General features: G+C 31.9%; 4 protein-coding genes and 1 pseudogene. 4 read left to right on the top strand and 1 reads right to left on the bottom strand.

The features are described from left to right. Positions 1 to 48 precede the first annotated feature (48 nt). Entirely contained in the window at positions 49 to 2,499 is a 2,451-nt protein-coding gene (locus ACR65M_RS26240; RefSeq protein WP_440274882.1) for a sensor histidine kinase, read from the top strand. Between the two features lie 409 nt (positions 2,500 to 2,908). Here the strand turns inward: ACR65M_RS26240 and ACR65M_RS26235 are convergent, their stop codons facing one another. After that, entirely contained in the window at positions 2,909 to 3,088 is a 180-nt protein-coding gene (locus tag ACR65M_RS26235; RefSeq protein WP_440274881.1) for a PDDEXK family nuclease, read from the bottom strand. A 356-nt stretch (positions 3,089 to 3,444) separates the two neighbouring features. On the opposite strand from ACR65M_RS26235, the gene ACR65M_RS26230 reads away from it, so the two are divergent. From ACR65M_RS26230 to ACR65M_RS26220, 3 genes and pseudogenes are all read left to right on the top strand, one after another. Next, positions 3,445 to 4,584, top strand: coding sequence for a hypothetical protein (locus ACR65M_RS26230; RefSeq protein WP_440274880.1), 1,140 nt, complete (start codon positions 3,445 to 3,447; stop codon positions 4,582 to 4,584). Further along, entirely contained in the window at positions 4,562 to 5,527 is a 966-nt protein-coding gene (locus tag ACR65M_RS26225) for a peroxiredoxin family protein (protein WP_440274879.1), read from the top strand. The genes ACR65M_RS26230 and ACR65M_RS26225 overlap by 23 nt, the downstream gene beginning before the upstream one ends. A gap of 177 nt (positions 5,528 to 5,704) precedes the next feature. After that, positions 5,705 to 6,132 (top strand): annotated as a pseudogene (locus ACR65M_RS26220) (DJ-1/PfpI family protein); the annotation flags it as partial. Positions 6,133 to 6,211 lie beyond the last annotated feature (79 nt).

The raw sequence follows: 6,211 nt of genomic DNA, 5'->3' as shown, positions 1-6,211 counted from the left end.
CAAATTAATGAAAAAGTGTTAAATTTAATATGGATAGGTGTTTTATATATGTCTCATTTGGCTAGGTCAGTTCAGTTAAAAGCTTTTTTGTTTACCTTAAAAAATGGGCAAACGGACATTTCCTGTTTAGTATTTATTAATTTTTCACTTATTCAAAGTGCTGGCTTTGGAAATTTTAAGAAAAGCTTTGAATATGGAAACTTAGCTATTCAGCATGTTAAGAAAAGTAATAGTAAAAGCCTAAAAGCAAGAGTATATTTCGTTAATGCAACGTTTGTTAATCATTGGAAAAGTCATTTACATGAGAATCTTTTTTATCTCTATGAATCACAGAAGTATAGTATGGAGTCAGGCAATATACACTTAGCAGGTGCTGCAAGTTCCTTCATTGTCATTACTCTTCTTTTAAAAGGGGAGAGGCTTCAGGAAGTGTTGGCGGGGATTCATCAGCAGCTAGAGTTTGTCCATAGTATAAACTATCTGATATCTGTTGATTTTATCAATGAAATGAAACATTGGCTTGATGTATTATTAACATTTAATATTGAGCCTAATTTTGATTTGCCTATTTCGAATACTGATAATTCGGGACATATTATTCACTTTACGCTAAGACTTCAAATGGCATATCTCTTAAAGAAAAAAAAACAAGCAATTAAACTTTTAGAAAAATTATCCATTTTAGATCACACGAATGTACTAGTAATTACTCCAGATTATTATTTTTACTGTACGTTATGGCTCAGCCGCTTTAGTGAAAAGTGTACGGAAAGCGAAAAAAGAAAATATATCCACATGATGAGAAAAAACATAAAGAGAATGAAAAAATGGTCCCTCCATTCACCTTCTAATTATAAACACAAGTACCACTTAATGGAGGCTGAATTATTTAGGATTTTGAAGAAAAGTAGGGGAGAAATAGATCAGCATTTTGAAAAGGCTATCTTTCATGCAACAGAAAACGATTTCAAACAGGATCTCGCCGTCATTTATGAATGTGCTGGAAATTACTATATTGGTTCTGGTTATAAGCAGTTAGGTCTTAATTATGTAAAACTTGCACGTGAGCATTACTTAATTTGGGGAGCTGCTAGAAAAGCAGAGCTTCTTTTGCTTGAGTTCCCAGAAATAGCTGATCCATTACACAAAACAAACATTAACGTAAGAAGTAATCAAAATATAGATGTGGATGCCATGCTAAAATCTGCTCAAGCTATATCGAAAGAAATCCATTTCGAACAATTAATTGTTACTCTGATAACCATTTTATTAGAGACAGCAGGTGCAGAAAAAGGATATTTATTATTGTACCAAAATAATGAATTGGACATGGCTGTTAAAAGAGATTTGGATGGAAGTTTTTTAACAGATTTGTCTGGTGATATTAATGAACTTAGTGATGTACTCCCTTTACTGCTCATTCATTATGTCTATAAAACAAGGGAACATGTAGTTCTGGAAAATGCATCTTTATTTGGACTTTTTGTAGATGATCCTTATATTAAGAAAAGTAAGCCAAAATCTATTATATCTTTTCCAATATGCCTTCAAAACCAGGTAATTGGAATTTTATACTTGGAGAACAATTTGATTTCTCACGCGTTTACAGAGGAACATATTAACATACTCACGATGCTTTCTTCTCAAGCGGCTATTTCTATTAAAAATGCAAGGCTCTACGCAACGCTCGAAGATAAAATTAAGGAACGAACAATGGAACTTGAACATGCTATAGCAGAGCTGGCTGAAGCAAACAGAAAACTAAAAAAGGAAGAAGTATTAAGACGTGATTTATTATCAAATATATCGCATAACTTACGGACACCGATTACATCCGTTCAAGGATATATTGAGGCAATTATTGATGGAATAGTAAATACTCCTGAAAAACAACTAGACTATCTAAAAAGAACCAGGGAACGCATTTATTCATTAAATCGGCTCATTCAGGATCTATTTGATTTGTCCCAGCTTACAGCTGGAAATACCCATTTTTTAATGGAAAATGTTGTAGCAGATAAACTGTTCCTCCATCTATGCACTCAGCACGAATGGGATGTAAAGAAAAGTGGGCTGGAGTTCAAAATTTCAGTTCCCTTATCGCAAAGCAGGCTCTATCCATTGGTTAACGTAGATATCCAAAGAATTGACCAGGTAATATCAAATTTGATAGGTAACAGCATTAAGCATACATCAGAAGGTATGATTCATATGCAGTTAATCGCGGAGGAAAAATCTGATGATGTTATTTTCGCCATCCATGATTCCGGTTCCGGAATTGATCCAGATGATCTTGAAAACATTTTTGAACGATACTATACAAGGAAAGGACGTACCTCAGAGGAAGGACATGGGCTTGGTCTCGCTATATGTAAGGAAATTATCTTGTCTCATAAGGGGCAAATTTGGGCGGAAAGTGAACCGGATAAAGGAACTTCCATTTACTTTACACTTCCGGCTTTACAATTAAACGAGTCAGAAGTTTTAGTAAACGAATAAATATGCATAAAACAAAAAGTCACTTACAAAATGATAGTCCTTATATCCGTACCTTTTTTATAGGGAAAGAAAACAAAGATGTTTACAATTTGCTAACGCATTCCCATGAAAAACGGTAAATCAGCGTTAAAGATATTACAGTAAATAATATCTAAAACCTTGATTTACCGCATTACTTGCACTTCTCGTTAACAATATTACACTTTAGCAGGTTACGGGCGGCACAATGTAATTAAACGCCGGTATATTTTGATTTATCAAGGGTTTAAGGCTTGTTACTTACCTATAACCCTTGAAAAATTCACATTTCACTCTCATTTATTGTGAATTTCCACGGGGATCCTCAAATTTCTCTGACGGTTTTATTGTTCTTGCTATGTAATAAATATATTGCTTTCATTTAGGGTTATTAAAAAATCGGAGTTAATACAATTGGTGTTTTAGTATCTTCATCAATAGGGTGAGGAATATTTAGTTCTGTAGAAATCTCTAAGGTTTCTTGTCGTTCTAAGGGGAATTGTTCTCTAATATCTATAACATTAGTTGCCCATTCTAAATAATAAAAGTAACTTCTTTCTAAGTTAGACAAGAGTTGGTGAATCCTGGTGTTTTCCAGCCCTTACTTCACGGGAAATTTCCGTCACTACTGACATCTTGAACCATTAACCATGGCTTATAATTTGACAATTCTCCTTTACCTCTACCTTCTTTAATGTAACGTTCTATTTTATTTTCAGTCCAACCTCTCTGCTCAAGTTAACACCTCATCTCAATAGAATGGTTAAATTATATTCTACCTAATAAATAACATATTGCGACTAAATCTTCAAATAACTTCGAATAACTATTTTTTATACCTAAAACTTTAAAAATAAATCAAAAAATTCACCAAAATCAAGAAAAATAAACTAAAATAAAGAAAACGGGGAAGGAGGGGAGATATTAATGGTTAAAAATAGAAGTGAGATGATTTCTAGATTTGAAGAAGTTCTATATAAAAATTACTCTCGATTTAGAGAAGAGAAGAAGAATGAAACTAATCAATTAAAATCGTATATTATTGAAAGTCATGTTCATCATCACTCTATCCCCGATCATAATGAAATAAATTGTTTTTTACAAAAAACTTTTGATAACCAAAAAAAAATGCATTTGAAAGTAAGGGAAACTGAAGATGAAAATCTTTTTGTTATTGATTCGGATGATGGGGAACTTTATCTAGATGTTTCTCAAAAGCGCTTTTGGGTACTTCATTCAGCTATAAAAGCCAAGAATAGTGATTTTATACATAAGATTATTTTAAGAGAAAAAAATATTGATAATATATGGCTTCCTATACCATTTTTAACTGGGCTTAAAAAGTTTGGTGAGATTTATGGAATGGGTATTTCTTTCACAGAGTACTTAAAAAAAGAAGAAATAGATGATTTTATTTTCCCAAATCAAAACACACTTAATTTAGATATAAGGCGTTTATATGTCAACAAAATGATGACTCTTTTACAAAAATCAGACTTGAAAGAAGTAATTGGAATAAATAAGGTTTCCCTATTAGAAAAATCATTTGAAAATAGCGAAAACTTTATTGTTGATGATATTACCTATTATGGAAAAATAACTGGCAGAGGGACGTCCTTTTCAAAACATCATTCGATAGTTCAAAGTATACTATCTAGTTACAGCACAAAAATAACAAAATTAGAACAAGATTATTCATATAGTTTTAACCCCGACAACCATGGTTTAAAAGGTCAACCAATTGATATATATTTAAACCGTCCTGATATTAACTTAGAAACATTAGTAGACACAATGTTTTCCGGGAATAAACCTTTCAATCTATGGGGGGTTCCTGATTGGAGAAGTGAAAATTACTGTCGGGTGAATGCCGTTGACCTTCACTCCGGAAACTATGGTAAAAACTTGGAATTTGAGGTAATGCCTAATTTAATCAGAGTCCTCTTACCAAAGGGTTCATGCGGTAATACAATTGCAAGATTAATTACTAATATTCATCAATCTATAGATGCAACTTCATTTTTTAAAGGAGCGAATGTTGAACATGACTTCTTTACGCTTGTATAGTGAATTAGATTTATTAAATATAATTATTGCTATGAGTTCCGAGCATAACTCGGGAGCTATTGATAACATATTTTTCAAAGAAGGATACCGAATTGTTTCTATTGATCGCTCGGTAGATACGGCAGTAGGTACCGTTAAATTTGATATCTATTTATCTAACCCTATTAAAAATACTTCCTTAGGCTTTGAGCTAAAGGGGTTTAAAGCGAGTAACCTAGAAACTGAACAATTAAATAAATATGAAAGCCTCCCTGTTAAACAGTATCTTTCTGTAGGAGGAGCTTTTTATAAAGATATAGATACACATAATTTACAAACTATTCTCGGGATAAACAAAAGCAGAGTAGCAACAGTAACTGATTTTCTCCAAGCCAACGGTTATAATTTCCCTGTACTTACAGTTGATTCTACTATTAATTCCTTACAAATAGTTTATAGAAGAATCATTGATAAAGAAATTTGCGAAAAATTAAGTGATTTTTTCTACAATTCTCTAAAAATACCAACAATTATTTTTTACGATAAAGAATCTAAATTACAACACGTTGCTCCGAGAGTAATAAATAAGATATTTCAGTACGCTAAAATCAACCATCTCGAATTTACAATAAACGAAGTAGTTAATGAAACGTTTTGTTCTATCCCCGATTTACATAACTTAATCGGTACTGATATAAAAAAAGCAGTAATGGATAAAATTAAAAAAATCTTAAAAGATATGTCTAAAAAAGAATTTTCTTCTTATCTTTATTGGGACAGTCAAAACAAAAAGTGGTTAATTAAACGAATAAATAGGAACTCACACCAAAATACTGATGCAGCATTTCTTCAATTAGGAAAACAATACATTAGTAGGTTAAAACAAGAAGTTTCAACACCATTTACAGGATTTGAGCAATTATCACTTTTTGAGGATGATGAGGCTATAGAAAATATTAATTAAATAACCATTTGGGGCTAGTTAATGCCCTTCGATTTCTGCACCTTAATAGGTGTTTTTTTATTTGTATCCTTTTCTAATGAGATAAAAGATTAATTGTGCTAACGAAGCAGTTTAGTTCAATTAGGTTATGTTAGAATATAAAGATAAAATGTTAATAAAAGGGAAATTCAAGTGAACATTAGTCAATGGAGAGTAAGAGTTTTTCTATTTGATGATGTTGAAGTATTAGATTTTGCTGGACCATTTGAAGTTTTTCAGTAACGGCATTAGAAAATGGTGATAAGCCGTTTATTGTTGAAACTATATCAGAAAAAGGTAATATAGTTGTTGCCAGAAATGGTTTAAGAGTTCAGCCTGATTATAGTCTGGATAATATGCCGCGATTTGATATTTTAATTATTCCTGGTGGTTTGGGTGCAAGGGAAAGAGAGATTCATAACGAAACTGTAATTTCGTGGATTGAAAATGAAATGAAAAATGTACAACTTATGGCATCTGTATGTACTGGTGCTTTGCTATTAGCAAAGGCTGGTTTACTAAAAGGCAAAAAGGCAACGACTCATTGGGCAAGTCTTGATAGATTGGAAACGGAATATCCAGAAGTCAGTTGTAAAAGGACAAGAAAGTCTAAACTAATTTTATATTGTTTAATATTGATTTACTAGTATATACAAATTTTTTGTA

The sequence above is a fragment of the Ferdinandcohnia sp. SAFN-114 genome (assembly GCF_059415045.1).
This window is presented reverse-complemented; position numbering and strand designations above follow the sequence as displayed.

Excerpts from the sequence above, each read along its gene's own strand:
- ACR65M_RS26240 (WP_440274882.1), top strand. The coding sequence starts at position 49 with ATGTCTCATTTGGCTAGGTCAGTTCAGTTAAAAGCTTTTTTGTTTACC.
- ACR65M_RS26225 (WP_440274879.1), top strand. The coding sequence starts at position 4,562 with ATGACTTCTTTACGCTTGTATAGTGAATTAGATTTATTAAATATAATT.
- ACR65M_RS26230 (WP_440274880.1), top strand. The coding sequence starts at position 3,445 with ATGGTTAAAAATAGAAGTGAGATGATTTCTAGATTTGAAGAAGTTCTA.